The following is a 26,528-nucleotide window of genomic DNA, read 5'->3' as shown; positions in this document are numbered from 1 at the left end:
TGGGGTCAAAACTCAGCAATATGGTCAACAATTTCAGCGCCGCTTTGGAAGGTGGCGCTGAAATCCGTTGCAGGCCGTGCATTCAGGGCCGCTTGCGCCAGGTTTCAGGCGCGTCCCAGAACGGGCGGGATGCTTCTGTCAGGGCCTCTGATCGGGTGATCCCGATGTCTTGCAGGGCGCGGTCATCCAGCCGGGCCAGCTCCCGCCGTTGATGAGCGGCCGCAAGCATGCGCTGAAGCCAATTGCCCGTTTTGATCGATGCCGAGGCACAGGGTCGGTGTGCAGCGATTTGGGTCATGACTTGTGTCCTTTCATCGGTCTGTGATGTAAATCTGTTTTCTTATCAGCTTCCTTGAACTATATGGCGGGTTGTGGCATATTTTAAAAATGAATGTTTTTGAATTCATCCATAAGGATTATTGATGATGCGGAACCTAGACATCACCACCCTGCGCTCATTCGTGGCGGTCGCGGACCACGGGGGCGTAACGCGTGCCGCCGGTTTCCTGCATCTGACACAGTCGGCTGTGTCCATGCAGCTGAAACGTCTGGAAGAGTTGTTGGGCCTGGAATTGCTGGACCGGTCTGGGCGCACCATCGCGTTGACGGCCTCTGGCGAACAGCTGTTGGCTTATGCCCGGCGAATGGTGGCGTTGAACGACGAGGTCATCTCGAAGCTGACCGATCAGGCCTTTGAGGGCGAGGTGGTGCTTGGGGTGCCGCACGATATCGTCTACCCGGCCATTCCACGGGTTCTGCAGCGGTTCAATGCCGATTTCCCCCGCGTGCGCGTGCAGTTGGTTTCGTCCTATTCAATCCAGTTGAAAGAGATGTTTCGGCGTGGTGAATGTGATGTGATCCTGACGACCGAGGCTGCAAATTCGGACGGCGGTGAAACCATTGCAGAGCTGCCTCTGCGCTGGATCGGCGCGTCAGGAGGCTCGGCTTGGCGACGGCGGCCGCTTCCGTTGGCGCTGGGTCGGCGCTGCCTCTTCCGGCCTCAGGTCATTGCCGCCTTGGATGCAGCAGGCATTCCATGGGAGCTGTCGGTTGAAACCGAGAACGACCGCACGATCGAGGCAACCGTCAGCGCGGACCTCGCCGTCCACGCCATGCTTGAGGGGACCGAGGCGGCACATCTGGAGAAGATCGATTCAGGTGGGGTTCTGCCCGAATTGCCGGCGCATATGATCAACCTTTACGGAGGCGATCAGGGGCGCGGCGAAGTGGTGGAGGCCCTCGCTGCGCTGGTGCGGCAGAACTTCCACATGCTTGGCGGGACACCGTTGCGCGCCGTGGTGGGCTGATCCGGTCAGATCGTGATGACGACTTTCCCGGTCGACTTTCGTGCCTTCAGCAGAGCCATGCCTTGCGCCACTTCGGACAACGGCAGGGTGTGGCTGATATGGGGCCGGATGCGTCCCTCGGCATGCCAGGCAAAGAGGGTCTCAAAGCTGTTGCGAACGACCTCGGGCCGGAACCTCAGATAGCCACCGATGTAGAACCCGATCACGGTCAGGTTCTTCACCAGCACATGATTGGCCGGTATCTGCGGGACTTCACCGCCGGCAAAACCTATCGGCAGCAGGCGGCCTTCGGGATTGGTCGCCCGGAAGGCAGCCTTGAACACGTCGCCACCGATGGCGTCATAGACAACGTCTGCGCCACCCAATGCCAGCACGCGCTCGCGCAGATCTTCGTTTGCGTCGATCAGGTGATCGGCCCCGGCCGCGCGGGCGACCGCCAGTTTATCGGCGCCACGGGCCTGTGCGATCACCGTCGCGCCCATAAGCTTGCCGATCTCGACCGCCGTCAGCCCGACCCCGCCGGCGGCACCGGTTACCAACAGAGTCTCGCCCGGCTGCAGTCGCGCCCGATGGTCCAGCGCCATATGGCTGGTGCCGTAGGCGATCTGGATGGCTGCCGCGTCTTCAAAGCTGCACGACTGGGGGATGAGTACGGCACGGTCGGCGTCAAAAACCCCGAATTGCGACAATCCGCCCTGGCCTGAGTATACCGCGACCCGGTCTCCGGGCTTCAGATGGCTGACCCCTGCGCCGACCGCGTCTACGACCCCCGCAACCTCAAGCCCCAATGTGAAAGGGGCCGCTGGCGTATCCTGATACGTGCCCTTCTGCATGAGAAGATCGGCAAAGTTCAGCCCGCAGGCGCGAATGGCCACGCGGATCTGGCCTTCGGCGGGTGCGGGCACGGGGATCTCGCGCAATTTCGCCTGCTCTCCGGCAGACTGGATCTGGTAGGCCAGCATCTCAAATCTCCATGTTGGCGCCATTGATCGGGGCCGCCCCTGACTTGTCAATCATTCCGGAAGGGAACGGCCGGGGCGTCTTTGTCGCACTGGCCAAATCGTGCACAACCGTAAACCTTCCTTCGGGCGCGCAGATTCAACCATCTTGAAAATTTTCCAAAAAGCGGCAATATTGCTTGTCAGTGCTGTTTCGGGGGGCACGTTCCGTATTAGAGAGTTTTTTACAAGCGTCTCGCTAGTGTGCGGTCATGGTTCAGTTAGCGTTTTCCCGGGCGGTTGTGTGTAACAGAGGAGAATACCAATGACCCATCACGTCGATGTCCATGTGGGCAAGCGCGTACGGCATCGCCGCTGGTTGATTGGCATGACGCAGCAGCAGCTGGCACAGCAGGTCGGTATCAAGTTCCAGCAGATCCAGAAATACGAAACCGGGGCCAACCGCATCAGCGCATCACGCCTGTGGGACATTGCCGAAGCTCTGGACGTTCCGGTCAGCTTTTTCTTTGAAGGTCTGGAGGACGCCCAGAAGGAAGATTCGGGCAAAAAATCGGTTCCTGCTGATCTGATGGGCGACAAGGAAGCGTTGGATCTGGTTCGGTCCTACTACGCGATCCCGGAAAACCAGCGCCGGCGCCTGTTTGAGCTTGCGCGCGTTCTCAGCGACGTGGCCTGAGACCGGGGCTTGACTTCGCACAGGGCTGAGCGCACCAGTGGCGCATGACCAAAGCCTCTGCAAGTGATCTTGAAGTTGCCGAGAAAATGGCCGACGCAGCGCGTGCGGCCATTTTGCCGTATTTTCGCCAGTCGAACCTTGAAACCTCAAACAAGCTAAAAGGCGGGTATGACCCGGTGACTGTGGCCGATCGCGCAGCCGAGCAGGCCATGCGATCCGTTCTGGCCGAGCTGCGCCCCGACGACGGCATTTTGGGTGAGGAGTACGGTGCGGTCGAAGGCAAATCGGGGCGAACTTGGGTGTTGGACCCGATCGACGGCACCCGCGGTTTCGTCAGCGGCACACCGACATGGGGCGTTCTGATCGCGCTTGGCGACGATAGCGGGCCGATCATGGGGGTGATTGACCAACCCTATATCGGCGAACGGTTTGTGGGTCATGCAGACGGTGCGTTCATGACCGGTCCTCTGGGCAGAACCAGCTTGTCGACCCGTCGGACGGATGCCCTGCGGGACGCAATCCTTTTCACGACATTCCCCGAAGTTGGCACGACCGCCGAAGGAGACGCCTTTCGCGCCGTGGCCGGACAGGTGCAACTGACGCGCTACGGCATGGACTGTTACGCATACGCGCTGCTGGCGGCCGGGCAGGTCGACCTGGTGATCGAGGCCGGACTGAACGCGTATGACATTCAGGCCCCGATCGCGGTGATCGAGGCGGCTGGCGGCGTTGTGACCGACTGGCAGGGCGGGCCGGCCCATCACGGGGGGCGCGCACTGGCGGCTGCGAACCCTGAAATCCACACCGCGGCCCTCAAGATTCTGCGCGACTTCTGACGACCGTTGCCGCTGCGGCCGCGATTGATTAGGGTCGTCGCGCCGGTTCTTGCGCCCGTTTTCCACCGGCACACGCATTTCTGGCATGAGGCGGGCAGATGCAGGAGTGCGAGATGCCCGAAATCCTTCTTAGAAACGCCGATGCGATCCTGACCATGGACGACAACCGGCAAGAACTGGCCGGCGCCGATTTGCTGATCCATGACGGGCAGATTGCCCGCATCGGCCAAGGTTTGACCACCGACGGAGAGGTGCATGACCTTAACGGCTGTGTCGTGACACCGGGATTGGTCAATACCCACCATCATCTCTACCAGACACTGACCCGAGCTGTTCCGGCGGGCCAGGATGCGCTGCTGTTCGGCTGGCTGCAGACGCTCTATCCGATCTGGGCGCGGTTCGGTCCCGACGAGATGTTCACTTCGGCTCAGATCGGTCTGGCCGAGTTGGCCTTGTCGGGCTGCACGCTCAGTTCCGACCATCTGTACCTGTATCCGAATGGGTCCCGCTTGGATGACACGATCGCGGCCGCTGCGGAGGTGGGGCTGCGGTTCCATCCGACCCGCGGCGCGATGAGCATCGGCGAAAGCGACGGGGGTCTGCCGCCCGATACGTTGGTCGAGGCCGAGGCCGACATCCTGAATGACATGATCCGTGTGGTCGATGCGTTCCATGACCCGTCCGAAGGCTCAATGTGCCGGGTCGGACTTGCGCCCTGTTCGCCCTTCTCGGTCAGTCGGGATCTGATGCGCGATTCCGCACTGCTGGCACGGGACAAGGGGGTCATGCTGCACACCCATCTGGCGGAAAACGACGAGGATATCCTGTATTCAGAATCCCAGTTCGGCTGTCGACCCGGCCAGTATGCCGAGGAACTTGGCTGGACCGGCCCCGATGTCTGGCACGCCCATTGCGTGAAACTGGACGGGGCAGAGATCGACCTGTTCTCTCGGTCACGGACTGGGGTTGCGCACTGTCCCTGTTCGAATTGCCGTCTGGGCTCCGGGATCGCGCAGGTGCGCGCGATGCGTGACAACGGGGTCAAGGTTGGCTTGGGTGTTGACGGTTCCGCAAGCAACGACAGCGGCAACCTGATGGCCGAGGCGCGGCAGGCGATGCTTTTGCAACGCGTGGCGAACGGTGCCGATGCCATGTCGGCGCGCGAGGCTCTGGAAATCGCGACGCGGGGTGGGGCGGACGTGCTGAACCGGCCGGACTGCGGTCGCCTGATGCCGGGCAAACGTGCCGATATCGCTGTTTGGGACACAAGGGGTGTGGAGTGCGCGGGCAGTTGGGACCCGGTCGCCTTGCTGCTGGCAGGTCCGGTGCACGTCAAACACCTGTTTGTCGAGGGGCGACAGGTCGTCCGGGACGGCAACATTGTCACATTCGACCTGCCGCGCGCGATCGAACGGCAGAACAGGTTGGCCCTCGCATTGCAGGGCTGATCTGCCTTCAGGTCGAAACGCGCCGTCCGCCGATCCACACATCGGCGATGGCGCGGTCATCTCCCATCATGATTGTCGGGAATACCGCCTCCCAAAGGGACTCGGCATTGGCCTCTCGCTGGGCAATCGCGGGGGTCGAAGCGAGGTCGAGCACGATCAGGTCCGCCTCCATTCCGGGGGCGATATTGCCGATGCGGTCGTCCATCCGCAGCGAACGGGCCGAGCTTGCGGTGCCCAGCCACAGTAGTTGCGCGGGGTGCAGCGGATGTCCGCGCAATTGGCCGATTTCATAGGCGGCCGCCATGGTCCGCAACATGGAAAAGCTGGACCCGCCGCCGGTGTCGGTTGCCAGGCCGATACGATGGCCATCCCGCATCAGACCGTGCAAATCGAACAGACCCGAACCGATGAACGTGTTCGATGTGGGGCAATGGATCAGCGACGCATCGACCTCACGCAGGCGGTCTCGCTCGCGCGGTTCCAGGTGGATCACGTGGCCATAGAGGCCGTTCGCGCCGAGCAATCCGAACTTTTCGTAGGTGTCCAGGTAGTCACGCGCCTCGGGGAACAGCGACCGAACCCATTCGATTTCGTCCGTCTGCTCGCTGAGATGCGTCTGCATGAGGCAGTCTGGGTGTTCTGCCCAAAGCGCGCCCATCGCCTCAAGCTGTTCGGGGGTCGAGGTCGGGGAAAACCGCGGCGTGATCGCATAGGCTATCCGGTCGACACCTTGCCATTTTTCGATCAGAGCCTTGGACTGGTCATAGGCTGTTTGGGCCGTGTCCCGAAGACCTTCGGGCGCGTTGCGGTCCATGCAGGTCTTGCCGGCCACGACACGCTGACCGCGCTGCTGGGCGGCCGTGAAAAAGGCATCGACGCTTTCGGGGTGAATGGTGCAGAAACTGCACATGGTCGTGGTGCCGTGTGCGGCGGTCAGGTCAAGATACCGGTTCGAAATCTCGGCAGCGTAGTCTGCATTACCGAACTTCATCTCTTCTGGAAAAGTGTAGGTGTTCAGCCAGTCAATCAGTCGTTTGCCCCAACTCGCGATCATCGCCGTCTGGGGGTAGTGGACATGGGGGTCGATAAAACCAGCCAGGATCAGGTTTTCGCCATGGTGATAAATGGCGGCCTCGGGGTGCGCGGTTTGCAAATCAGCGGTACTTCCCAACTCCTGGATTTTTCCGCCCTCGATCAGAACGGCTTCGTGCAGCCGGACCGCCTGATCCGGTTGCGTTTCGAAGGGGGAGTGTCCGAAACTCAGTACGCGCCCTGTCAAAAGCGTCTTTTGCGCCATCCGCCTTGATCTCCGCCTTGGTAAATCCGGCTTGCAGCATAGGGATGTGAAAGATGCGGGTAAATCGCACCATTGTCATTGTTTTCCGGTAGCTGCTTCTTCTATTTAGGGGCCAATTCCCAGAACAAGGGGCAGCGCATGACGACCGGCACCGAAGACAACAGAACCGACCCCTCTCGCGATGATGACGTCTATGCGCTGGACCGGCGAACGGTTGCCGCAATCCTTTACGCCGTCGATGTCGAGGATCGCGAGAAGCTGATCGAGCTGATGGAGCCGCTGCACGCGGCCGACATTGCCGACCTTCTGGAACAGATCAACCCCTACGACCGGGCGCAGCTGATCCGCCTGTATGACCGGGAATTCGACGGGGACATTCTGTCTGAACTGGACGAATCCGTCCGCGAAGAGGTCATTGGAGTTCTGCGACCCGACGTTCTGGCCGAAGCCGTCCGTGAGATGGAAAGCGACGATGTCGTGGACCTTCTGGAGGATCTGGAGGAGCCGCAGCAGGAAGCGGTGCTGGAGGCCCTTGAGGCCTCGGAGCGGATCGCGGCACTGCAGGCGCTGGCCTATCCCGAGAACTCGGCAGGCCGACTGATGCAGCGCGAAGTGGTCATGGCTCCCGATCATTGGACGGTGGGGCAGGCGATCGACTACATGCGCTCGCAGGACGATCTGCCTGAGCAGTTTTATCATGTTGTTCTGGTCGATCCACGGCTGAAGCCGGTGGCTCAGGTCATGTTGGGCAAGTTGATGGCCGCGCGGCGCGATACCAAGTTGCTGGACATCGCCGAGGACGAGTTTCACATCATCCCGGTCGATCAGGATGAAGAAGACGTTGCCTATGCTTTCAACCAGTACCACCTGATTTCCGCGCCGGTGGTGGACAGTGACAAACGGCTGGTCGGGGTCATCACGATAGACGACGCAATGGCCGTTCTGGATGAAGAGATCGAGGAAGACATGCTGCGGCTGGCGGGTGTCAGTGATGACAGCTCGATTTCAGACAGTGTTGCAGCAACCAGTCGTCGTCGTTTGCCATGGCTGGCGGTCAACCTGTGCACCGCCATTTGTGCCTCGCTGGTGATTTCACAGTTCGAGGCGGCAATCGAGCAGATCGTGGCGCTGGCAATTCTGATGCCCATCGTTGCATCGATGGGTGGTAACGCCGGAACACAGTCTCTGACCGTTGCCGTACGTGCGTTGGCGACCCGTGACCTGACGGGCTCGAACGTGGCGCGAGTCATCCGCCGAGAATTGCTGGTGGGCATGTTGAACGGGCTGTGTTTTGCCGTCGTTCTGGGGACGGTGGGGATGATGTGGTTTGAATCCCCGCTGCTGGGTGTCGTGATCGGTTCCGCCTTGGTCGTGAACATGATCATCGCCGGGTTCGCAGGTACGGTAGTACCGGTGGTGCTGGATCGCCTGGGTGTAGACCCGGCATTGGCCTCGGGAACCTTCGTTACGACGACGACGGATGTGATGGGGTTCTTCATCTTTCTAGGGCTTGCAAGCGTGGTGCTGCTGTGACCGATCTGACTGAAATCAAGGCCGCAGCGCGCAAGGCTGCCTTTGCCCGACGCAAAGCGGCCTTCGACGCGGGGCCGCCGGCTGCCGCGGGCCGCCTGTCCGAGGTGCTGGCCGGATTTCGTGGCGTTCCCCTGTCTGGCTACATGCCGATCCGCACCGAAATCGACCCGCTGCCCGCCATGGCCGAGGCCGCAGCCTATGGTCCCGTGGGTGTTCCGGTCATCCAGGGCGCCGGACGGCCTCTGCGGTTTTCGCGCTGGACACCCGAAGGGCCGCTGAAAGATGGACCATTTGGCGCCAAGGTGCCGGAAACGGACGACTATTTTGACCCTGAAATCCTGATCGTGCCCCTTGTGGCATTCGATCCGCAAGGCGGGCGATTGGGCTATGGGGGCGGGTTTTATGACCGCACGCTTGAAGGGCTGCGCGCCAAACGTCCCACATTGGCCATCGGTTTCGCCTTCGACGCCCAAGAGGCCGAAGCCTTGCCGCTGGAGCCCACGGACCAGCCGCTGGACATGATCGTTACCGAGACCAGGGTCCTGACGTTTTAGGCGTCAGTTCTCAAAGTGGCTCCGCAGATAGTCCCAGGCATCAACCTCGGTTCCATCCTCAAGGATGCACACGCCGTATTCCGATCCATCGGTGTTCTTACGGATCTGATATTCGCCGCCGTTTTCGATGCAGAAGGTCGCGGCCGGATTTGCCATTGTTGTCTTAGTCGTCGCGTGAGCAAAGCTGCCCGAGATGGCGAGAGAGATAGCTGCGGTCAGGACTATGCGTTTCATCGAAATCTCCGAGTGAAAAATCGGTTGCGCCAGAATTGCAGGTTTCCACCGGAATTCAACCCGCATGCGGCCCGCGAATTGCATCGTTCCGCCTTGTTATTGCCGTTTGCAGGGCCTAGGACCGCGATATGAGAATCTTGTTCCTGGGTGACGTCATGGGGCGCGCGGGCCGCGCCACCGTTCAGCAGCATCTGCCCCGTCTGCGCGACGAGTGGCGGCTGGATTTCGTGGTGGTCAATGGCGAGAATGCTTCGAACGGCATGGGGCTGACCGGCGATCATGCCAAGCTGCTGCTGGAGTCGGGCGCAGATTGTCTGACGTTGGGCGACCACGCTTTCGACCAGAAAGACATGCTGCAGTTCATCGAACGCGAACCCCGGATCGTGCGCCCTGTGAATTTCGCCAAGGGTGCTCCCGGTCGCGGGCATCGGCTGTTCACCGCGCCGGGCGGACGCAAGGTGTTGGTGGTTCAGGTTCTGGGACAGGTGTTCATGAAACGGCCGTTCGACGATCCGTTCTCGGCGCTGGAACCGATCCTGAAGTCCCACCCGCGGGGCGGTCAGGCGCAGGCCATCATCGTGGACATGCATTGCGAGGCGACTTCGGAGAAGATGGCCATGGGCCACTATTGCGACGGACGCGCCAGCCTCGTCGTGGGAACCCATACCCATGTCCCGACCGCCGATGCCCAGATCCTGCCCGGCGGCACCGCTTACCTGACCGATGCGGGCATGTGCGGCGACTATGACTCAGTAATCGGTATGGACAAGCAGGAGCCGATGCGCCGCTTCATCACGGGGATGCCCAAGGCTCGGTTCACCCCGGCCAATGGCGAAGCGACGCTTAGCGGCGTTTTCGTGGAAACTGATGACCGCGACGGGCAAGCCAAGACGATCAGCATGGTCCGGGTTGGCGGGCGCTTGCAGCAGGCAGCGCCGTGAACGCACGTCAGGCTTGCTCTGCGGCCTGCAATACGTGAAACTGACTCTCAGGCGCTTGGGCCGGGACAGGTTTCGGACAGAACACCACGAATGCAACTCCTTCAATTGTCAGATATGGGCAGCGCGATACTTGCGCTGGCGGTTGTTGCGGGCATGTTCATCCTGTTCATGCGCGAGGTCTATCCGACCGAGGTCGTTGCCATAGGCGGCGTCTCGGTGATGCTGGTCACCGGCGTGCTTCCATACCAAAGCGCACTGGCGGTTTTGTCGAACCCGGCGCCCTGGACCATCGCGGCGATGTTCATCATCATGGGCGCTCTGGTCCGGACCGGTGCCTTGCACGCCTTTACAGCGACGGCGCAGAAACAGGCGCAGGTCAACCCGCGCATTGCCATCGGTCTGCTGATGGCATTTGTCGTCCTGGCCTCGGCGGTCGTCTCGAACACGCCCGTCGTCGTCGTGATGATCCCGGTGTTCATCCAGATTGCCCGCACGCTGAATATTCCAGCGTCGAAGCTGCTGATCCCGCTCAGCTATGCTGCGATTCTCGGCGGGACGCTGACCCTGATCGGAACTTCGACGAACCTGTTGGTCGATGGTGTGGCCCGGGCACAGGGTCTGCCGGCCTTCACGATTTTCGAGGTCACGCCTTTGGGCATCATTCTAGTCATCTACGGCATGATTTACCTGCGCTTCATCGCGCCGCGCCTTCTGCCCGAGCGTGACAGCATGGCAACCATGCTCAGCGATCGGTCGAAGATGAAATTCTTCACCGAAGCAGTCATTCCGCCCGACAGCAACCTGATCGGCCGTGAAGTGACCGGCGTGCAGCTGTTCAAACGTCCGGGCGTGCGGCTCATCGACGTGATCCGCGGCGACGAGTCGTTGCGGCGGAACCTGAAAGGGGTCGAACTGAAGGTCGGTGACCGCGTGGTGTTGCGCACGGAAATGACCGAGTTGCTGAGCCTGCAAAGCAACAAGGAACTCAAGCGCGTTGATCAGGTTTCGGCGGTCGAAACACGCACGGTTGAGGTTCTGATCACCCCCGGTTGTCGCATGGTCGGGCGCACATTGGGTGCGTTGCGGCTGCGTCGTCGCTACGGGGTTTATGTGTTGGCCGTGCACCGGCGCAATCAGAACATCGGGGGGCAACTTGACGATCTGGTCGTCCGGGTCGGTGATACGCTGCTGCTCGAAGGCTCGCCGGCCGATATCAGCAAACTGGCTGCCGACATGGACATGGTCGACGTCACCCAGCCATCGGCCCGCGCCTTCCGGCGCGGTCATGCTCCGATCGCGATTGCCGCGCTGATTGGGATCGTGGTTTTGGCGGCGCTCGGCGTGGCTCCGATTTTCCTGCTGACGATTCTGGCGGTTGCAGTTGTGCTGCTGACGCGATGCATCGACGCGGACGAGGCGTTTTCCTTTGTCGAGGGCCGTCTGCTGGCGCTGATCTTTGCCATGCTGGCTATTGGGGCTGCGCTGGACAGCTCGGGTGCGGTCACCCTGATCGCCAACGCGATTGCTCCGTCCTTTGCCGACCTGCCGCCGTTCCTCATCGTTTGGGCCATCTATCTGCTGACCTCTGTCCTGACGGAACTGGTCTCGAACAACGCCGTGGCGGTCGTGGTCACGCCGATCGCCATCGGTCTGGGGCAGGCGGTGGGGGTGGATCCGCGGCCGCTCGTGGTGGCGGTGATGGTTGCGGCCTCGGCCTCGTTCGCGACGCCGATCGGGTATCAGACCAACATGATGGTCTACGGCCCCGGCGGGTACCGGTTCACGGACTTCATGAAAGTCGGGATTCCGCTGAATCTGACGGTTGGATTGCTGGCTTCGCTGATCATCCCGTTCCTCTGGCCGCTTTGATCTCCGGCACGAATTTGCCGCTTGGAACTGAAAAACCTTGTAAATCGCGCTGATGTCCCGATCTTTTGTGCTGGAAACTGGTGACAAAGGGATCGGACAATGCAAACCGCAAAAAGCCTGCTGGCAGGAACCGCGTTGTGGGCCGCCGTGTGGAGCGCCGCCCAAGCTGGTACCGTCGAGGGAACAGCGACATATCGCGAACGGATCGCGGTTCCGCCGGGGGCAACCCTGTTCATCGAGTTGCAGGACGTTTCACTGGCCGACGCGCCCGCCGTCACGCTGGCCGCGCAACGCTATGCTTTGACGGGCGTGCCTGCCCAGTTCGCGCTGACTTATGACGACGCGTTGATTCAGGATCGACACCGCTATGTGGTGCGGGCCTCGGTGCATCAGGACGGCAAGCTGCTGTTCACCACCGATACCGCTTACCCGGTTCTGACCAACGACGCCGGAAACTCGGTCGATCTGGTCATGGTCAAGGTTCAGGAACGGGGTGCGGCGATGCTTGAGAACACGCAGTGGGTCGCAACCGAGGTGAATGGCGTTGCGCTGGACACCGAGAAACGCCCGCAGATTACCTTTGCCGAAGGCGGAGCCTTTGGCGGAACAGGCGGTTGCAACCGGTTCAGCGGACAGGCCGAGATATCGGGCAAGTCGATGTCCTTCCCCGACAACATGGCCGCCACCCTGATGGCCTGCCCACCGCCGCTGGACGAGGTTGAGCGGGAATTCCTTGCCGCTCTGCCAAAGGTCGCAAGCTTTGTTCAGCGCGGGGACACTCTGGTTCTTCTTGATGCGGCAGGTGAACCGGTTCTGCAGTTCCGCCGCGACCAATAATGCCCAAGGGCCGTCAGGCGACGGCCCTCGACCGCCCGGCATTGCGGCCCGAGAAGATGCAGCCGCCCAGGAACGTGCCCTCAAGCGCGTTGTAGCCGTGATAGCCGCCGCCGCCGAACCCCGCGACTTCGCCGGCCGCGAACAGGCCGGGCACCACCTGACCATCGGCGCCGATCATCTGACTGTCCAGATTGGTCTGCAAACCGCCCAGCGTCTTGCGGGTCAGCACATGCAGCTTGACCGCGATCAGCGGGCCGTTTTTCGGATCAAGGAACTTGTGTGGCTTAGCGGTGCGGATCAGCTTGTCACCGCGATAGTTCCGCGCCGCCAGGATCGCCATCATCTGCGCATCTTTCGAGAACGGGTTGTCCACCTGCGAATCCCGCGCCTCGATCTGGGCGCGCAGATGTGCCTCGTCGATCAGGCCGCCGCCCAATTGGTTCATCCCGCTCACCAGCTCGGTCAGCGTGTTGGCGACGACGAAATCCTCGCCCTTTTCCTTGAACGCCTCGATCGGCCCCGTGGCCTTCGAACCGGACAGGATGCGTTGACGGATCACTTCCTTCCAGCTGCCCGAGGTGAAATCGGGGTTCTGTTCCGACCCGGACAGGGCGAATTCCTTCTTGATGACCTTCTGGGTCAGGACGAACCAGCTGTATTCATAGCCGGTCTTCAGGATCTCGCGTAGGGTGCCCAGCGTGTCGAACCCGGGCAGGCAGGGGGGCTGCAGCCGGTTGCCGCGCGCATCGAACCACATGGAACTGGGACCGGGCAGGATGCGGATACCATGCGCGGGCCAGATCGGGTCCCAGTTGCGCACACCTTCGGTGTAGTGCCACATGCGGTCGCCGTTGATGACGTAACCGCCGGCCTTTTCGCTGATGGCGATCATCCGACCGTCCACGTGGAAAGGCACACCCGCCACCATGTCCTTGGGCGGTTCGCCCAAACGGTCGCGGGGCCAGCTTTGCCGCACCATCTCGAAATTGCCGCCGATCCCGCCCGATGTGACGATGATAGATGGCGCATAGACCTCGAACTCGCCGACCTCGTCGCGGTTGGTCTTGCCGCCGCGCTGGGCCGCATCATCGGCCAGAACCTCGCCCGAGACGCCCTTGGCCTCGCCGTTCTGCATGATGATGTGGCTGACCTGATGGCGGAACTTCAACTGGATCAGGCCGGCGCTGACATGATCGCGGACCCGGCGGATGAAATGCTCCAGCACGCCCGGGCCGGTGCCCCAGGTGATGTGGAACCGCGGGACCGAGTTGCCGTGACCGTCGGCATAGGACCCGCCGCGTTCCGCCCAGCCGACCACGGGAAACCAGCGCAGGCCCATCTGGTGCAGCCAGGGGCGCATTTCTCCGGCGGCGAATTCGACATAGGCCTCGGCCCATTTGCGGGGCCAGGCGTCCTCGTCCCGGTCGAACTGGGCGCTACCCATCCAGTCGCGCAGGGCCAGGTCACGGCTGTCGCGGATGCCCATGCGGCGCTGCTCGGGCGTGTCGACCATGAACAGGCCGCCCAGGCTCCAAAAGGCCTGACCGCCCAGGAAATGCTCGGGCTCCTGGTCCAGCACGATCACCTTTTTGCCCCGGTCACCCAGCTCTGCCGCCGCGGCCAGCCCGGCCAGCCCGCCGCCCACGACGATCGCATCAGCAGTGTTTTCGGTCATGCTCTGTCCTTTCAGCGGTTGCGGTACCAGGCGATGAAGGGGATCGCGACGGCGTACATGGTGATCCCGTAGACGGCCGAGGGCAGGGCCAGCGGGCTGAAGCCGCTTTCGGTTCCGGTGATCAGGGCCGCCAGCGTGATGCCCAGGGTCGAGTTCTGGATGCCGGTTTCGATCGAGATTGTCTTGGCCTCATTCCACGACAGTTTCGCCGCCCGCGCCAGCCCCAATCCGATCAGCAGCAGCGCGAGGTTCAGCGAGATCAGCCCCGCGCCCATGATGCCCAGATTGTCGACGAACAGCTGCCAGTTTCCAGCCAGCGCAGCGATCACGATCAGCACGAACAGGATGGTGGCCAGTTTGGAAAGGGGGCCGTCGATCCGGTTGGCAAAACCGGTTGCAAAGTGGCGCAGCCCAACGCCGATAGCGACGGGCAGCGTGGTGATCAGGAACATCGCCAGCGCCAGACCGCTGATCGAGACCTCGGGTGCGTCCTCGCCCATGAAGTGGTCAATCGACCAGGCCGCCAGAACCGGCACCGTGACGATCGACAGCAGGCTGATCACCGCCGTCAGGCTGACCGACAGCGCCACATCGGCCTTCGCCAGTTTCGACAGAATGTTGCTGGTGACACCGCCCGGGCAAAAGCTGAGAAGCATGAACCCGACCGCAATCGCCGGCGGCAGCGCGAACATCTTGACTGTGATGAAGGCCGCGACCGGCAGCAGAACGACCTGGCAGACCGCGCCGATCGCAAACGGATAGCGCCGGTTGATCACGCGCCGGAAATCTGCCGCCTCAAGACCTATGCCCAGAGACAACATGATGATGGCCAGCGAAACCGGCAGGCCCACGTTTATCAGAAGATCCAAAACAACCCCTCCCAAAGTCGTTTCGGACCAGCCTAAGCGTGCGGTCCCCGGTCAGGCAACCGCGCCGTTGGGTCACCCGAAGCGCTGGGCGAAACGGCGCAGGATTTCGCCGGGCTGAGTGACCTCGGCGGCGTGGCAGCGGTCGATCAGAGGCTGGGCGTCCTCGGGGCGGAAATAGCCGTGGTTCTTGTAGATGTGGATGCGCTGCTCAAAGTCCTTGGCGTCGGCTTCGGGGTGGAACTGCGTGGCATAGACATTCTGGCCCCAGCGGATCATCTGGAACGGGCATGGGTCTGACGCAACCAGATGCACGCAGCCCTCGGGCAGGGCCTGCACCGCCTCTTTGTGGCCGACGAAGGCATCGAAGTGGCTCTCGAGACCGGCGGTCAGCGGGTCGCGGGCGCCATCCTCGGTCAGGTGGCAGCGCGACGGGCCGACTGGCTCGCCATATCGGTCCTTGCTGACCGGCGCGCCCAGATGCGCGGCCAGAATGCCCAGGCCATAGCAACAGCCCATGAAGGGATGATCGCGCGCCGTGATCTGCGGCATCAGCCCCATGATCGCGCCCTCGATCCGGGCATCCATTTGCGATTTGCTGGCTGGGTCATCGCTGACGCAGCCCGGCCCGCCGCCCACGATCACCCCGGCATAGTCGGTGACATCCAGTGCCTCGGGCAGGGCCTCGCAATCCAGGCGGATGCGGTGGGTGCGCTCGGGCGTCAGCCCGGACCGGTTCAGGATCGAGGCATATTCGGCGTCCGAGGCATCGGTCTCGGGGCGCAGCTGCAGGATAAGAAAGCGTTTCATGCGCTGCCCTTAGCGCGCGGTTCGGCGGTCCCGCAAGCCCTCACAGCGGCCAGAACACAAGGATCGCCGGCACCGAAACCGCCACGATCAGAATTTCCAGGGGCAGACCCATGCGCCAATAGTCGCCAAAACGATAGCCGCCAGGCCCCAGCACCAGCGTATTGTTCTTGTGCCCGATCGGGGTGAGGAACGCCGCCGAGGCAGCCACCGCCACCGTCATCAGGAACGGATCGGGCGAAACCTCGAGCGTGCGCGCCATCTGGATGCCGACCGGCGCGGCGACGATGGCGGTTGCGGTGTTGTTCAGCACGTCCGACAGCGTCATGGTCACAACCATCAGAACCGTCAGGATGGCCCAAGCTGGCAGGCCGTCGGTCAGTTGAACCAGCGCATTCGCGATCAGTTCCGTCCCGCCCGAGCTTTCCAGCGCGCTGCCCAGGGGGATCATCGATCCCAGCAGAACCACGACTGGCCATTCGATCTGATTGTAGATCTCGGTGATCGGGATGATCTTGGTCAGCACATAGGCGATCACCACAAGCCCCAGCGCGATCGGCAGGTAGATCAGGCCGATGCTGGCGGCCAGAACGGCGGCGGCGAACAAGCCGATGGCCAGCCACGCTTTGTCATTTGCGGTCACGTTCAGGCCGCGTTGGGCCAAAGGCAGGCAGCCCAGCCACTCGGTCACGTCCGCGCCCCGGTCGCGCGGGCACAGCAACAGCAGGATGTCGCCCGGCTGCACCTCGGTCTTGCGGACCTGTTGGGTGATGCGCCGGCCCTGGCGGGAAATGCCCATCAGGATCGTGTTCTGTCGCCAGGCCAGCCCCAGCCCTTGTGCCGTACGGCCATTGATGCGGGCGCTTTCGGGTACGACGACTTCGATCACCTCCAACCCGTCGCCGGCAGCTGTCAGTAGCTCTTGGCGGCGGGCATCCGAGAAATCCAGATTCAGCGCGGCGCGGAATTCATCCAGCGCCTCGGGGCTGGCTTCCAGCACCAGCGCGTCGCCCTCCTGAAGGATCGCGTTTGCCGCGCGGCCATAGCGGCGCTTGCCGTCCCGGATCAGGCCTATGATGGCGACGTCGGATTTCTCGGCCACCTCGTCCAGCTCGGCGACGCGTTTGCTGATATGGGGTGACTCAGCCGGGATTGTCAGTTCAGCGATATATTCCGCCAGCGTTTCCGAACTCTCGGTCTGTTCGCCGCGGTTGGGGATCAGCCGCCAGCCGATCAGGGCGACGAAGGCCAGGCCTGCGATGGCCGCCAGCCCGCCAACCGGGGCGAAATCGAACATGTGGAACGGCTCGCCCAGGGTTTCCTGCCGGATCGATGCAATGATGATGTTGGGCGGTGTGCCGATCAATGTTGCCATGCCGCCCAGAATGGTGGCAAAGCTCAGCGGCATCAGCGTCAGCCCAACTGAACGTCCGGCCTTGCGCGCGGTCTGAATGTCGACGGGCATCAACAGCGCAAGCGCCGCCACGTTGTTCATGAAGGCGGACAGTACGGCTCCGATCCCGCCCATCAGCGCGATATGCGCGCCGAGGCCCCGCGAGGCATCAACCAGCGTGCGCGTGATCAGGAACACCGCGCCCGACCGTACCAGCCCGGCCGAGACCACAAGAACCAGCGCCACGATGATCGTGGCCGGATGGCCGAACCCGGCAAAGGCTTTGTCAACCGGCACAACACCCAGTATCACGCCGACCATCAAGGCGGCAAACGCCACAAGGTCATAGCGGAACCGACCCCACAGCAGCAGACCGAATACGGTAATAAAGAGTGCAAAGAGAATGATCTGATCTGTCGTCATTGGGCCACCATAAACGCGCTGACTGCACGAGCAAGCGGGTGTCTTGATCCTTTGCCCCGCAAACGTCTATATGTGCGCCGAATACGCAATCACGATTACGAGGACGCAACATGGCAGGCCACTCAAAATGGGCCAACATCCAGCACCGCAAGGGCCGCCAGGACGCCGCGCGGTCCAAGCTGTTTTCCAAGCTGTCGAAAGAGATCACCGTGGCCGCCAAGATGGGCGACCCCGATCCCGACAAGAACCCGCGCTTGCGTCTGGCGGTCAAAGAGGCCAAGTCGAACTCGGTGCCGAAGGACGTGATCGAACGCGCGATCAAGAAATCCCAGGCGGGCGACGGTGAGGATTACGAAGAAATCCGGTACGAAGGCTATGGTCCCAACGGTGTGGCCGTGATCGTCGAGGCAATGACCGACAACCGCAACCGCACTGCGTCGAACGTGCGTTCGACCTTTTCCAAGAATGGCGGAAATCTGGGCGAGACCGGCTCGGTCGGGTTCATGTTCGACCGGAAGGGCGAAGTGATTTATCCCGCGTCGGCGGGCGATGCCGACACGATCTTCGAGGCGGCCATCGAGGCTGGGGCAGAGGATGTGGAAAGCTCGGAAGACGGTCATATCATCTGGTGTGCGGATACCGACCTGAACGAAGTGTCCAGTGCGCTCGAGGCGGCTCTGGGTGAATCTGAATCCACCAAGCTGGTGTGGAAACCCACGACCATTACCGAACTGGGCCTTGAGGACATGCAGCGCCTGATGAAGCTGGTCGAAGCGCTTGAGGACGATGACGACGTTCAGCGCGTGACCACCAATTTCGAGGCCACCGACGAGGTGATGGCGCAACTCTAAGCGCCGCACTCGGTTGCATTAGGAGCCCGGCCGAACACGGCCGGGTTTCTTTTTTTGCCTGCGGTTCACTTGGTTCTTGGCGCATGTGGGTCCTGCGCATACCCTTAGGGTTGAACCGCGCAGAAAGGAGCTGGCAGAGACCTTGCGACAGACAGGTCGGGGCTGGCACGACAAGACATGACAGGCAAACCCACGGGATTGGAGCGGCGAAATGTGCCGGTTCTGGCAAGCCAAAGCGTGCTGTCCCAGGTCGCGTGGACGATGGGCAGCCCTTCGATCGTATTGCCGTTTCTGGCGGTCTCGTTGGAAATGCCCATGTTTCTTGCTGGGGCGCTGGTTTCCGTGCGTCAGGCAGGCAACATGATTTCGGACATGTTCTTTGCGGTCCCTGTGTCCGCGAAGCAGCAGAAGAAACGTTCCATTGCCCTGACCGAGGTCGCGATTGGTGCGTGCCTGCTGGCAGCTATCGTGGTTGCGGCGATCGGGGGCTCGCCCATGGTGGCAGCGGCTTTCGTCCTAGCCTTCTTTGCAATCGGCATGATCGAAGAGGTCCAGGCGCTGATGTTCACTGACCTTTGGGGGGATCACCTGCGCTCGAAATCCCGGATCTGGATGAGCTATCTTCAACTGGGGGCAGGGGGGCTTGGGGCCATCGGGCTGACACTGACGCTGCATCACCTGACTTCGGACAACCCGCCATTCTCGCGTCACTCGACCGTGATCGCGGTATCTGCCGGGTTTTTTGTGCTGTCCGGACTATCCATTCTTGCCCTGGCCGAACTGTCGCGGTCGCAACCCCAGGCTCAGACCGGTCGTCGAGCGGCAGGGCAGTTCCTGTCGGACGCTGGGGCCATGTTCGAATTCGCCTGGTTCCGGCGGTATCTGACCATGCGGCTGCCGCTGGTCGGGGTTTCTCTGTCGGTGCCGTTCTTTGCATTGATCGCAGCCGAGGCGCATCATGGATCGGCCAAGGGGCTGACGGCGTTGATCATTTCGTCGGCGACCGGCTATCTGGTCGCCGCGCCCCTGTGGCAGCTCGTGAACATGAAATCACACCGGGCGGTCATGGTGGCCGGGTCGTTGATGGTGGGGGTGACGGGCGTCGTTCTGGTTGCGGTTCACTATTTGCATCTTGACCACGACGTTCACCTGCACGCGATCGCCCTGTTCGTGGCGACCGTCGCAACAACCGGCATCGGCAGTGCGCGCAAGCTGTATTTCATCGACACCGCGCCCAAGGAACAGCGGGTCAAGGCGTCGGCCGCGATCAAGAGCATTTGCAGGCTCGTGGCGATTGTCGGGTCGGCGGGATTGGCGGCGGTTGCGCATATGAACGAGGTCGCACTGGCCGTCGCTTTCCTCACGCTGTGCAGTTTCTGGTCCGCAATTGCATGCTATCGTCTGGTCGCGCCGCAGCCGAAGGATGCGGAACGCGCCACCTGAGCCATCGATCACAGCATGGTGTTAAGGGTTTGCCAGCACTTGCGCCGCAACTTTCCGGACCGCTCGCGTCAACGGTGAAAGCGCCGGTGCAAGGATGCGCCCGACCTGCCAGGTCAGAGGCACATCCAGCGGGGTGTCGGGCACAAGCTCGCGCAGACGGCCATCCGCAATCGCGCTTTGGACCAGATGGGCGGGGTTCATCCCCCAACCCAAACCTGCTGCGGCGGCCGCTACGAACCCGTGAGACGAGGGCAGGAAGTGGGTCGGAGGAGACAGCCGGCTACCCGTTTGCGCATGGATCCAGGCTTTTTGCAGGGCATCCTTTCTGTTGAAGGTCAGGCAGGGTGCCCGCGACAGACTCTGAGCATTCACTCCGCCAGGGAACCAACGAGCCATGAACTCGGGGCTTGCCGTCGGCAGGTATCTGAGCGTGCCGAGGGCAATGGAATCGCATCCCGGGACGGTTTGCCCGCCGACCGAGATGGCGGCGCTGACATCCCCGCGCCGCAGCCATTCAGCCGAGTGATCCTGATCGTCAATCACAAGGTCAAACAGCATATCATCAACGGCTGCCATCGCGTCTATGAACCAGGTGGACAGAACATCCGCCGGAACCGCGATCCTGACCCGGGTGGGGCCTGTGCCCTGTTCCAGCGAAAGCTCGCGATTGAGTTGCGCCTCAAGCAGGCCGATGTCTTCGGCATGGCGGGCAAGCCGCAAGCCAGCCGGGGTTCCGGTGCAGGGCGTGCCGCGGTGAATCAACGATACGCCGACCCGATCCTCCAGCGCTTTGATCCGTTGCGAAATCGCAGATGGCGTTACCGCCAGCTCCGCAGCGGCGGCGTCAAAGCTGCCATGCCGCAGAATAGCGGCCAACGCGGCCAGGTGATGTGGGTCCAAGTGCATTAGGGAATCTAATTATGGCTCATTATCTTTAATTTGATACATGCGCATCTGTCGCGTAGTCAACGGGCCTGAACAGGAGGGTCCATGTCTACATCCGTCATCGCCGGCTTTGCGCTTGGCTTCAGTTTGATCCTGGCAATCGGCGCTCAGAACGCGTTTGTCCTCAGGCAGGGGCTCAGACGCGAGCACGTTTTTGTGTTGTGCCTGACATGCGCCGTGTCGGACGCCATTCTGATTGCCGCAGGTGTCGCGGGCTTCGGCAGCCTAGCAACTGCGGCACCGTGGTTCGAGCCGATGATGCGATACGGCGGCGCGCTGTTCTTGACGTGGTACGGACTGCGCAGTCTGGCGTCAGCCTGGCGCGGCGGCGCCGCGCTTGAGGTCGGAGAGGCGAAGCGTACAAGTCTGCGCGCGGCCTTGCTGACCGTTCTGGCCTTCACCTGGCTCAATCCGCATGTCTATCTGGACACGGTGGTGCTGATCGGCTCGATTTCGGCGCAGTATGAAGACCGGATGGGTTTCGCCATCGGCGCCATGTCCGCCAGTTTCGTTTTCTTCTTCTCTCTGGGATACGGGTCCAGGGTGCTGTCTCCCATTTTTGCCCGACCCAGGGCATGGCAGGTACTGGATGTGCTGATTGGTATCGTCATGTTGGCGATCGCCTGGAAGCTGGTCGCAATGTAGAGGCTTGTTCGTCGCCGGGTTTCGGTGTTCAACCGAACCCATGACAACGATCGCCACCCAATCCCGCCCGCTTGCCGGAATGTTCTGGATGTTCAGCGCTGGGCTGTCCTTTGTGGCGATGACAGCCTTGGTCAAATCTCTGGGTACCTCGATGGATCCGATTGAGGCTGCGTTCCTGCGGTATGCTTTGGGGCTGGTCTTTCTGCTGCCAGCCATGCGGGCGATCCTGACCACGCATTTGACCCGCCGGCATATCGCCTTTTTTGGATTGCGTGGGGCCATACACGCCGTCGGGGTCATGTTGTGGTTCTTTGCGATGACCCGTATCCCGTTGGCGGAAGTGACTGCGATGAACTACCTGACGCCGGTCTATGTGACATTGGGCGCCGCGCTTTTTCTGGGCGAGACGATGGCCTTTCGCCGTATCGCGGCCGTGCTTGTCGCCATCGTGGGCGCTGTGATCATTCTGCGGCCCGGGTTCCGCGAGATTTCGGCCGGGCACCTGGCGATGCTGGGTACCTCGCTGATGCTGGGGGGGTCGTACCTGCTGGCCAAGGCGATGGTGCAGGACGTGCGGCCTTCGGTTGTTGTGGCGCATCTGTCGATCTGGACGACGTTGTTTCTTATCCCTTTTGCGATCGCCGTCTGGACTCCGCCCAGCCTGCGCGACATCGGCGTGCTGTTCATGATCGCCAGTTTTGCAACGGCGGGGCACTACTTCATGACGTTGGCTTTGCAGGCTGCACCTGTCGCGGTGACCCAGCCGGTCACCTTCTTGCAGCTGATCTGGGCCACGCTTGTGGGCGCGCTCGTGTTTCAAGAGGGCATCGATATCTGGGTCGTGGCTGGGGGTACGCTGATCCTCGCAGCGGTCAGTTTCATAACCTGGCGCGAGGCCGTCCTGAACCGCAGTGGCTTGACCCCTCCAAGCCTTGCCCCCAAGCTGTAAAAGCCCCGGAGCCCCCAAGGGCAACGTTATTGATTGACGAGTCAATAAAAAGCCCTTAGCGTTTGTTCTGTTGAGACTAGGTTTGGGGGCGGTTATGCCAAAACTCGGAATGGAGCCGATCCGGCGCGATGCGATCGTCAGGGCGACGATTGCCGAGTTGGGGTCCAAGAAGTCCCTGGATGTAACCGTCAGTCAGATCGCCAAACGGGCCGGCATGTCCAGCGCCCTCGCGCATCATTACTTCGGGGGGAAAGACCAGATCTTTCTGGCGGCGATGCGGCGCATCCTTGGCGATTTCGGCGCCGAAGCCCGAACCGAACTGAAAGCCGCGGCCCCGGACCAGCGCGCCCAGGCCATCATCCGCGCCTGTTTCGCGCCGTCCTGCTTTACGCCCGACGTGATCGCCGCGTGGATGACCTTTTACGTTCTGGCTCAAACCAATGACGACGCGCTGCGCCTGTGGCAGACCTATCAGGCGCGGATCCGGTCGAACCTGATCCACGCCTTGCGCCCGCTGATGAAGGACCCGGTCGAAGCGGCCGAGAACATGATCGCCCTGATCGACGGTCTGTATATCCGCGCCGCTCTGTCTGCGCCCGAGGAACCGCAACTGGCGGTTACCCACGCCATGCGCGTCCTGACGACCCTGCTCGAGGCCGAAAAATGACACAACCCAACATTCTGATCCTGATGGTGGATCAGCTCAACGGTACCCTCTTTCCCGACGGTCCCGCCGAGTGGCTGGACGCGCCCAACCTGCGGAAACTGGCGGAGCGGTCAACGCGGTTTGCCAATGCCTACACGGCCTCACCGCTATGTGCGCCGGGGCGGGCCAGCTTCATGTCGGGCCAGTTGCCCTCGCGCACCGGGGTTTATGACAACGCGGCCGAGTTCCGCAGCGACATCCCCACCTATGCCCACCACCTGCGCCGCGCGGGTTATTACACCTGCCTGTCGGGCAAGATGCATTTCGTCGGTCCCGACCAGTTGCACGGGTTCGAAGACCGCCTGACCACCGACATCTATCCGGCCGATTTCGGCTGGACCCCGGATTACCGCAAACCGGGCGAGCGCATCGACTGGTGGTATCACAACATGGGCTCGGTCACCGGGGCCGGCGTGGCCGAGATAACCAACCAGATGGAGTATGACGACGAGGTCGCCTATCACGCCAAGGCCAAGCTGTATGATCTGGCCCGTGGCAAGGACGACCGCCCGTGGTGCGTGACCGTCAGCTTTACCCACCCGCACGATCCCTATGTTGCACGGCGCAAATTCTGGGACCTGTACGAGGAATGCGAGCACCTGCTGCCCGAGGTCGGCGATCTGGGCTATGACAACCAGGATCCACATTCCCAGCGCATCTTCGACGCCAATGACTGGCGCAGTTTTGACATCACCGAAGAAGACATCCGTCGCTCGCGCCGGGCCTATTTCGCCAATATCTCGTACCTGGACGACAAGATCGGCGAGATCCTAGATGTGCTGGAAACCACCCGGCAAGAGGCGATCATCCTCTTCGTCTCCGACCACGGAGACATGCTGGGCGAGCGGGGCCTTTGGTTCAAAATGAACTTCTACGAAGGCTCGGCCCGAGTGCCGCTGATGATCTTGGCGCCGGACCTGCCGACGGGCCGCATCGACACACCAGTTTCGACCATCGACGTGACCCCGACGCTGGGCGCGCTGGCGGGTATCGACATGTCGGAGATTGCCCCATGGACGGACGGGCAGGACCTTGTGCCGCTGGCCAACGGCACCGAGCGCACCGCGCCGGTTCTGATGGAATACGCGGCCGAGGCGTCTTATGCGCCCTTGGTGTCGATGCGCTATGGCAAGTGGAAATACAACCGCTGCGCGCTGGACCCCGATCAGCTGTTCGACCTCGAGGCCGACCCGCACGAGTTGGAGAACCTGGCCGACAAGCCCGAGCACGCCGGCACGCTGCAAACCCTGCGCGCCAAGTCCGAGGCGCGCTGGGATCTGGACCGGTTCGACGCCGAGGTGCGCGCCAGCCAGGCGCGGCGCTGGGTCGTGTACGAGGCGCTGCGGCAGGGCGGCTATTACCCGTGGGATTATCAGCCGCTGCAGCAAGCGTCTGAGCGCTACATGCGCAACCACATGAATCTGGACAACCTCGAGGAAAACCAGCGCTTCCCGCGCGGCGAATGACCTCTTTCACATTTTGAAGATACGCCCACCGGTGGCAACGCACGGGACATCCCGCGCCACCGGTCGGGGCCAATGGAGACACGACCATGGAAGCAGATTTCGTCATCGTCGGCGCCGGATCCGCCGGATGTGCGATGGCCTATCGCCTCAGCGAGGCGGGCGCCTCGGTGCTGGTGATCGAATATGGCGGTACCGATGTAGGACCGTTCATCCAGATGCCGGCGGCGCTCAGCTATCCGATGAACATGTCGCGCTATGACTGGGGCTATCAGTCCGAGCCCGAGCCGCACCTGAACAACCGCCGCCTGGTCTGCCCGCGCGGCAAGGTGATCGGCGGATCGTCCTCGATCAACGGCATGGTCTATGTGCGCGGTCACGCGATGGACTTCGACACCTGGGCCGAGATGGGGGCGGATGGCTGGTCCTACGCCGACGTTCTTCCCTATTTCAAACGGATGGAGACGTGGCACGACGGCGGTCATGGGGGCGACCCGGCCTGGCGCGGCACCGACGGCCCGCTGCACGTCACCCGCGGGCCCCGCTCGAACCCGCTGTTCAAGGCCTTTGTCGAGGCCGGACGGCAGGCCGGCTACGAGGTATCCGATGACTATAACGGCGAAAAGCAGGAAGGCTTTGGCCCGATGGAACAGACCGTCTGGAAGGGACGGCGCTGGTCGGCGGCCAATGCCTATCTCAAGCCCGCGCTGAAACGCCCGAACTGCGACATCGTGCGGGGGCTGGCCGCCCGCGTGGTGATCGAGGATGGCCGCGCGACCGGGGTCGAGGTGATCCGTGGCGGCAAGAGGAAAGTGATCCGCGCCCGTCGCGAGGTCGTGGTCGCGGCCTCGTCGATCAACTCGCCCAAGCTGCTGATGCTCTCGGGCATCGGCCCGGCGGCGCATCTGGCCGAGCATGGGATCGAGGTGATCGCGGATCGTCCCGGTGTGGGCGCGAACCTGCAGGACCATCTGGAACTTTACATCCAGCAGGCGGCGATCCAGCCGATCACGCTCTACAAGCACTGGAACCTCGTCAGCAAGGGCCTGATCGGGGCGCAGTGGCTGTTCACCAAGACCGGCCTTGGCGCGTCGAACCAGTTTGAAAGCGCGGCGTTCATCCGATCGAAGCCGGGGGTCGAGTACCCGGATATCCAGTACCACTTCCTGCCCATCGCTGTGCGCTATGACGGCAAGGCCGCAGCCGAGGGGCACGGCTTCCAGGCGCATGTGGGGCCGATGCGCTCCCCCTCGCGCGGGGCTGTGACGCTGCGCTCTGCCAAGCCCGAGGACGCGCCGGTGATCCGCTTCAACTACATGAGTACCGAGCAGGACTGGGAGGATTTCCGCACCTGCATCCGCCTGACCCGCGAGATTTTCGGCCAGGACGCGTTCAAGCCCTATGCGGGCAAGGAGATCCAGCCCGGCGCTGACGTGCAGACCGACGAAGAACTGAACGCGTTCATCGCCGAACATGCCGAGAGCGCCTATCATCCCTGCGGCACCTGCCGGATGGGGCGGGCGGACGATCCGAACGCGGTCGTCGACCCGCAGGGCCGAGTCATCGGGGTGGATGGGCTGCGCGTGGCGGACAGCTCGGTGTTCCCGCAGATCACCAACGGCAACCTGAACGCGCCGTCGATCATGGTGGGCGAAAAGATGTCGGATCATTTGCTGGGCAAAGACCCGCTGCCCGGGGCCAATGGCCGACCATGGATTCACCCCAAATGGGCTGAGGCACAGCGTTGAAGGCATTGCCGGGGGGGGAACGCGACCGCGAAGGAAACATTCCCCTTTCAATTGATCCGAGTCAAAGTCAGCTTTGGTATTAGGGTCTAGCTGTAGTGCGAAACCAAACTGAAGGAGCGAGCA

General features: G+C 62.2%; 25 protein-coding genes. 16 read left to right on the top strand and 9 right to left on the bottom strand.

Annotated features, from left to right (window positions below):
• Nucleotides 1–82 precede the first annotated feature (82 nt).
• Nucleotides 83–298 carry a DUF1127 domain-containing protein gene (locus AC2FNL_RS13425; RefSeq protein WP_093964754.1) on the bottom strand — a complete coding sequence of 72 codons (216 nt, stop codon included), beginning with the start codon at nucleotides 296–298 and terminating at the stop codon, nucleotides 83–85.
• Between the two features lie 127 nt (nucleotides 299–425).
• Here AC2FNL_RS13425 and AC2FNL_RS13420 point away from each other — a divergent pair, with 127 nt between their 5' ends.
• Nucleotides 426–1,307 carry a LysR family transcriptional regulator gene (locus tag AC2FNL_RS13420; protein WP_093965049.1) on the top strand — a complete coding sequence of 294 codons (882 nt, stop codon included), beginning with the start codon at nucleotides 426–428 and terminating at the stop codon, nucleotides 1,305–1,307.
• A gap of 5 nt (nucleotides 1,308–1,312) precedes the next feature.
• Here AC2FNL_RS13420 and AC2FNL_RS13415 read toward each other — a convergent pair whose 3' ends face one another.
• Nucleotides 1,313–2,269, bottom strand: coding sequence for an NADPH:quinone oxidoreductase family protein (locus AC2FNL_RS13415; protein WP_496833945.1), 957 nt, complete (start codon nucleotides 2,267–2,269; stop codon nucleotides 1,313–1,315).
• A 301-nt stretch (nucleotides 2,270–2,570) separates the two neighbouring features.
• On the opposite strand from AC2FNL_RS13415, the gene AC2FNL_RS13410 reads away from it, so the two are divergent.
• From AC2FNL_RS13410 to AC2FNL_RS13400, 3 genes are all read left to right on the top strand, one after another.
• Nucleotides 2,571–2,942, top strand: a complete 372-nt coding sequence (locus AC2FNL_RS13410) for a helix-turn-helix domain-containing protein (RefSeq protein ID WP_093964756.1) — start codon at nucleotides 2,571–2,573, stop codon at nucleotides 2,940–2,942.
• A 44-nt stretch (nucleotides 2,943–2,986) separates the two neighbouring features.
• A complete protein-coding gene (hisN, locus tag AC2FNL_RS13405) occupies nucleotides 2,987–3,778 on the top strand; it encodes a histidinol-phosphatase (protein ID WP_496833944.1) in 792 nt (263 codons plus the stop codon).
• 113 nt (nucleotides 3,779–3,891) lie between these two features.
• The gene (locus AC2FNL_RS13400) at nucleotides 3,892–5,226 is read left to right on the top strand and encodes an 8-oxoguanine deaminase (RefSeq protein ID WP_496833943.1); all 1,335 of its coding nucleotides are present in this window, start codon (nucleotides 3,892–3,894) and stop codon (nucleotides 5,224–5,226) included.
• Nucleotides 5,227–5,233: 7 nt separating this feature from the next.
• Here AC2FNL_RS13400 and guaD read toward each other — a convergent pair whose 3' ends face one another.
• Nucleotides 5,234–6,523: a guanine deaminase gene (guaD, locus tag AC2FNL_RS13395; RefSeq protein ID WP_496833942.1), complete on the bottom strand. Its 1,290-nt coding sequence runs from the start codon at nucleotides 6,521–6,523 to the stop codon at nucleotides 5,234–5,236.
• A 138-nt stretch (nucleotides 6,524–6,661) separates the two neighbouring features.
• Between guaD and mgtE the strand changes: the two genes are divergently transcribed.
• A complete protein-coding gene (mgtE, locus tag AC2FNL_RS13390) occupies nucleotides 6,662–8,056 on the top strand; it encodes a magnesium transporter (RefSeq protein WP_496833941.1) in 1,395 nt (464 codons plus the stop codon).
• The gene (locus tag AC2FNL_RS13385) at nucleotides 8,053–8,610 is read left to right on the top strand and encodes a 5-formyltetrahydrofolate cyclo-ligase (RefSeq protein WP_093964760.1); all 558 of its coding nucleotides are present in this window, start codon (nucleotides 8,053–8,055) and stop codon (nucleotides 8,608–8,610) included. The genes mgtE and AC2FNL_RS13385 overlap by 4 nt, the downstream gene beginning before the upstream one ends.
• 3 nt (nucleotides 8,611–8,613) lie before the next feature.
• Here AC2FNL_RS13385 and AC2FNL_RS13380 read toward each other — a convergent pair whose 3' ends face one another.
• The gene (locus tag AC2FNL_RS13380) at nucleotides 8,614–8,844 is read right to left on the bottom strand and encodes a putative hemolysin (protein WP_496833940.1); all 231 of its coding nucleotides are present in this window, start codon (nucleotides 8,842–8,844) and stop codon (nucleotides 8,614–8,616) included.
• A gap of 128 nt (nucleotides 8,845–8,972) precedes the next feature.
• Between AC2FNL_RS13380 and AC2FNL_RS13375 the strand changes: the two genes are divergently transcribed.
• From AC2FNL_RS13375 to AC2FNL_RS13365, 3 genes are all read left to right on the top strand, one after another.
• Nucleotides 8,973–9,785 carry a TIGR00282 family metallophosphoesterase gene (locus AC2FNL_RS13375; RefSeq protein ID WP_093964761.1) on the top strand — a complete coding sequence of 271 codons (813 nt, stop codon included), beginning with the start codon at nucleotides 8,973–8,975 and terminating at the stop codon, nucleotides 9,783–9,785.
• 90 nt (nucleotides 9,786–9,875) lie between these two features.
• The gene (locus tag AC2FNL_RS13370) at nucleotides 9,876–11,654 is read left to right on the top strand and encodes an SLC13 family permease (RefSeq protein WP_496833939.1); all 1,779 of its coding nucleotides are present in this window, start codon (nucleotides 9,876–9,878) and stop codon (nucleotides 11,652–11,654) included.
• A gap of 99 nt (nucleotides 11,655–11,753) precedes the next feature.
• Nucleotides 11,754–12,491: a YbaY family lipoprotein gene (locus AC2FNL_RS13365; protein ID WP_496833938.1), complete on the top strand. Its 738-nt coding sequence runs from the start codon at nucleotides 11,754–11,756 to the stop codon at nucleotides 12,489–12,491.
• 13 nt (nucleotides 12,492–12,504) lie between these two features.
• Here AC2FNL_RS13365 and AC2FNL_RS13360 read toward each other — a convergent pair whose 3' ends face one another.
• From AC2FNL_RS13360 to AC2FNL_RS13345, 4 genes are all read right to left on the bottom strand, one after another.
• Entirely contained in the window at nucleotides 12,505–14,166 is a 1,662-nt protein-coding gene (locus AC2FNL_RS13360) for an FAD-binding dehydrogenase (RefSeq protein ID WP_496833937.1), read from the bottom strand.
• 11 nt (nucleotides 14,167–14,177) lie between these two features.
• The gene (locus AC2FNL_RS13355; RefSeq protein ID WP_496833936.1) at nucleotides 14,178–15,035 is read right to left on the bottom strand and encodes a bile acid:sodium symporter family protein; all 858 of its coding nucleotides are present in this window, start codon (nucleotides 15,033–15,035) and stop codon (nucleotides 14,178–14,180) included.
• A 72-nt stretch (nucleotides 15,036–15,107) separates the two neighbouring features.
• On the bottom strand, nucleotides 15,108–15,842 hold the full coding sequence (locus tag AC2FNL_RS13350) for a glutamine amidotransferase (RefSeq protein ID WP_496833935.1): 735 nt from the start codon (nucleotides 15,840–15,842) through the stop codon (nucleotides 15,108–15,110).
• Between the two features lie 40 nt (nucleotides 15,843–15,882).
• A complete protein-coding gene (locus AC2FNL_RS13345; RefSeq protein WP_170581585.1) occupies nucleotides 15,883–17,655 on the bottom strand; it encodes an SLC13 family permease in 1,773 nt (590 codons plus the stop codon).
• Nucleotides 17,656–17,765: 110 nt separating this feature from the next.
• On the opposite strand from AC2FNL_RS13345, the gene AC2FNL_RS13340 reads away from it, so the two are divergent.
• Both AC2FNL_RS13340 and AC2FNL_RS13335 read left to right on the top strand, forming a co-directional pair.
• A complete protein-coding gene (locus tag AC2FNL_RS13340) occupies nucleotides 17,766–18,506 on the top strand; it encodes a YebC/PmpR family DNA-binding transcriptional regulator (RefSeq protein WP_496833934.1) in 741 nt (246 codons plus the stop codon).
• Nucleotides 18,507–18,683: 177 nt separating this feature from the next.
• Nucleotides 18,684–19,949, top strand: coding sequence for a permease (locus tag AC2FNL_RS13335; RefSeq protein WP_496833933.1), 1,266 nt, complete (start codon nucleotides 18,684–18,686; stop codon nucleotides 19,947–19,949).
• 21 nt (nucleotides 19,950–19,970) lie between these two features.
• Here AC2FNL_RS13335 and AC2FNL_RS13330 read toward each other — a convergent pair whose 3' ends face one another.
• The gene (locus AC2FNL_RS13330) at nucleotides 19,971–20,855 is read right to left on the bottom strand and encodes a LysR family transcriptional regulator ArgP (protein WP_170368093.1); all 885 of its coding nucleotides are present in this window, start codon (nucleotides 20,853–20,855) and stop codon (nucleotides 19,971–19,973) included.
• A gap of 84 nt (nucleotides 20,856–20,939) precedes the next feature.
• Between AC2FNL_RS13330 and AC2FNL_RS13325 the strand changes: the two genes are divergently transcribed.
• The 5 genes from AC2FNL_RS13325 (at nucleotide 20,940) to betA (ending at nucleotide 26,405) form a co-directional block, all read left to right on the top strand.
• Nucleotides 20,940–21,539 (top strand): LysE/ArgO family amino acid transporter, encoded by a 600-nt coding sequence (locus tag AC2FNL_RS13325; protein WP_093964771.1) that lies wholly within the window; start codon nucleotides 20,940–20,942, stop codon nucleotides 21,537–21,539.
• Nucleotides 21,540–21,579: 40 nt separating this feature from the next.
• Nucleotides 21,580–22,488, top strand: a complete 909-nt coding sequence (locus AC2FNL_RS13320) for a DMT family transporter (RefSeq protein WP_496833932.1) — start codon at nucleotides 21,580–21,582, stop codon at nucleotides 22,486–22,488.
• Between the two features lie 94 nt (nucleotides 22,489–22,582).
• Nucleotides 22,583–23,155, top strand: a complete 573-nt coding sequence (gene betI, locus AC2FNL_RS13315; RefSeq protein ID WP_496833931.1) for a choline-binding transcriptional repressor BetI — start codon at nucleotides 22,583–22,585, stop codon at nucleotides 23,153–23,155.
• Complete coding sequence (betC, locus tag AC2FNL_RS13310; protein WP_496833930.1) at nucleotides 23,152–24,660, top strand: choline-sulfatase; 1,509 nt, start codon at nucleotides 23,152–23,154, stop codon at nucleotides 24,658–24,660. The genes betI and betC overlap by 4 nt, the downstream gene beginning before the upstream one ends.
• Before the next feature lie 86 nt (nucleotides 24,661–24,746).
• The gene (betA, locus tag AC2FNL_RS13305) at nucleotides 24,747–26,405 is read left to right on the top strand and encodes a choline dehydrogenase (protein WP_496833929.1); all 1,659 of its coding nucleotides are present in this window, start codon (nucleotides 24,747–24,749) and stop codon (nucleotides 26,403–26,405) included.
• Nucleotides 26,406–26,528 lie beyond the last annotated feature (123 nt).

Source organism: Ruegeria sp. CRTD044, assembly GCF_059613485.1.
The sequence above is the reverse complement of the archived record's forward strand: the minus strand, read 5'-3'. Positions and strand labels throughout refer to the sequence as shown.